Source organism: Polaromonas sp. P1_E1_2 (assembly GCF_056406035.1).
This window is the reverse complement of the sequence record NZ_JBFUAZ010000735.1, coordinates 1-1,815: the sequence shown is the minus strand read 5'-3', so window position 1 is coordinate 1,815 and position 1,815 is coordinate 1. Positions and strand designations below refer to the sequence as shown.

Genomic DNA, 1,815 nt, shown 5'->3' with positions numbered 1-1,815 from the left:
CCCTGGACCTGTTCAACCGCTTTGGCGAGCCCAATGTGTCGACCACGCTGATCTCCGCCGAGCTCAGCATCAGCCCCGGCAACCTGTACTACCACTACCCGGCCAAAGACGAGCTCATCAACTCGCTGTTTGACCGCTACGAAAAATCCCTGAGCGAGCTGCTCAATGCCAGCGACGGCGTGCGTGATGTGGAAGACGCCTGGTTTTTCATGCACACGCTGTTCGAGCTGATCTGGCAGTACCGCTTTTTGTACCGCGACCTCAATGACCTGTTGAGCAAGAACCGCCGGCTGGAAACCCACTTCCAGTGGGTGCTCAAGAACAAGACCCGCGCCGTGAAAACCCTGCTGGACGGCATGAGCCGCTCGGGTGCCGTGACGATTGATTCGCGCGAGGTCGAGGCCACGGCCACCAGCATGGTGGTGGTGCTCACTTACTGGCTGAGCTTTGAGTACGTGCGCGACCCGCGCAACGCGCTGGAGCCTGCCAACGCGCAGGCCGCCCTGCTGCGCGGCGCGCACCACGTGCTCAACCTGCTGATCCCCTATCTTGAGCAAAGCCAGCGCGCGCACCTGCAGGCGCTGGTCGGGGCTTACAGCAACCCGGCTTGAATTCCGTCAAACTGCCGTCATTCATAACACCAACAATTTTTACCAAGGAGACAACACACATGGCCAAATGGACTGCCTTTCCCCACGCCGGCGACTACACATTTGATGCCGCCAGCCTGAAAAAGAGTTGGACCCGCCTGCACCAGGGCGACTGCGAGCCCCTGCCCAAGGATGCCGATGTGCTGCAGGCCTGGGTACTGTTTCATAACGGCGACTTCCAGAAAGCGGCGGAAGCCGGCGCCAAGGCCGGCGGCGACGGCATCACCGTGGCCAACAAGGCCACCAGCATGTACGCCACCTACCTCGAAACCAAGGAAAAGGCCAAGCTGGACATGTTCATGGAAGTGGCCGCACGCGCCGAAGCCCAGCAAAAAGCCGACCCGAAGAACGCCAATGCCTGGTACTGGCAGGCCTACGCGCTGGGCCGCTACAGCCAGGGCATCAGCGTGGCCAAGGCGCTGGCCCAGGGCCTGGGGACCAAGGTGAAGAATTCGCTGGAGCAGGCCATCAAGCTGTCACCCAAGCACGCAGACGCGCACATTGCGCTGGCGGCCTTTCATGCCGAGGTGATCGACAAGGTGGGCTCGCTGATCGGCGGGATGACCTACGGCGCCAAAAAAGACATCGGCCTGGCGCTCTACAAGGACGCGCTGAAGCTGCACCCGGGCTCGGCCATCGGCATGATCGAATACGCCAACGGCCTGGTCATGCTGGAAGGCGACAAAAAAATGAAGGAAGCCACCAAGCTGTACGAGCAGGCCGCAGCCAGCAAGCCGCTGGACGCCACCGAACGGCTGGACGTGGAGATGGCCAAGGCCGAACTCGAAGACTGAGCGGTACCGAAGCCTTACTCAGCACTCCCGGCAGGGCCCGCGCGTCGCAAGGCGCACGGGCCCTGCCTGTTTTTCGCTATGATTTTGATAGCTGCTTGCGCAAGTCAGCATTGGCCTGCAGGCCAAATTGATGCTCAAAAACAGGCCGAAATGGCCTTCAAGCTGGTGCTTTGGGAGCGGTTTTGGCGATTTCCAGCGCCGCAAAGCAGGTTTTGAGACATCTTTTGAGTGCCAAACAGGGCTGAAAGGTATAAGAGTCTTGCGCAAGCAGCTATCAAAACCATAGCATCAGCAACGTGGGCCCGCCTGCGTCAGGCGCCGGGCCAGGCCGGCTCAAGCCCTCACACCGGCCGCGCCGCATCCACCCAAGG

2 protein-coding genes are annotated in these 1,815 nt (G+C 61.0%); both read left to right on the top strand.

The window, feature by feature from the left end; all coding sequences use genetic code 11:
• The first annotated feature begins 2 nt into the window (after positions 1-2).
• A complete protein-coding gene (locus AC1D1P_RS22315; protein WP_477674490.1) occupies positions 3-611 on the top strand; it encodes a TetR/AcrR family transcriptional regulator in 609 nt (202 codons plus the stop codon).
• 59 nt (positions 612-670) lie between these two features.
• On the top strand, positions 671-1,444 hold the full coding sequence (locus AC1D1P_RS22310; RefSeq protein WP_477674489.1) for a tetratricopeptide repeat protein: 774 nt from the start codon (positions 671-673) through the stop codon (positions 1,442-1,444).
• Positions 1,445-1,815: the final 371 nt, after the last annotated feature.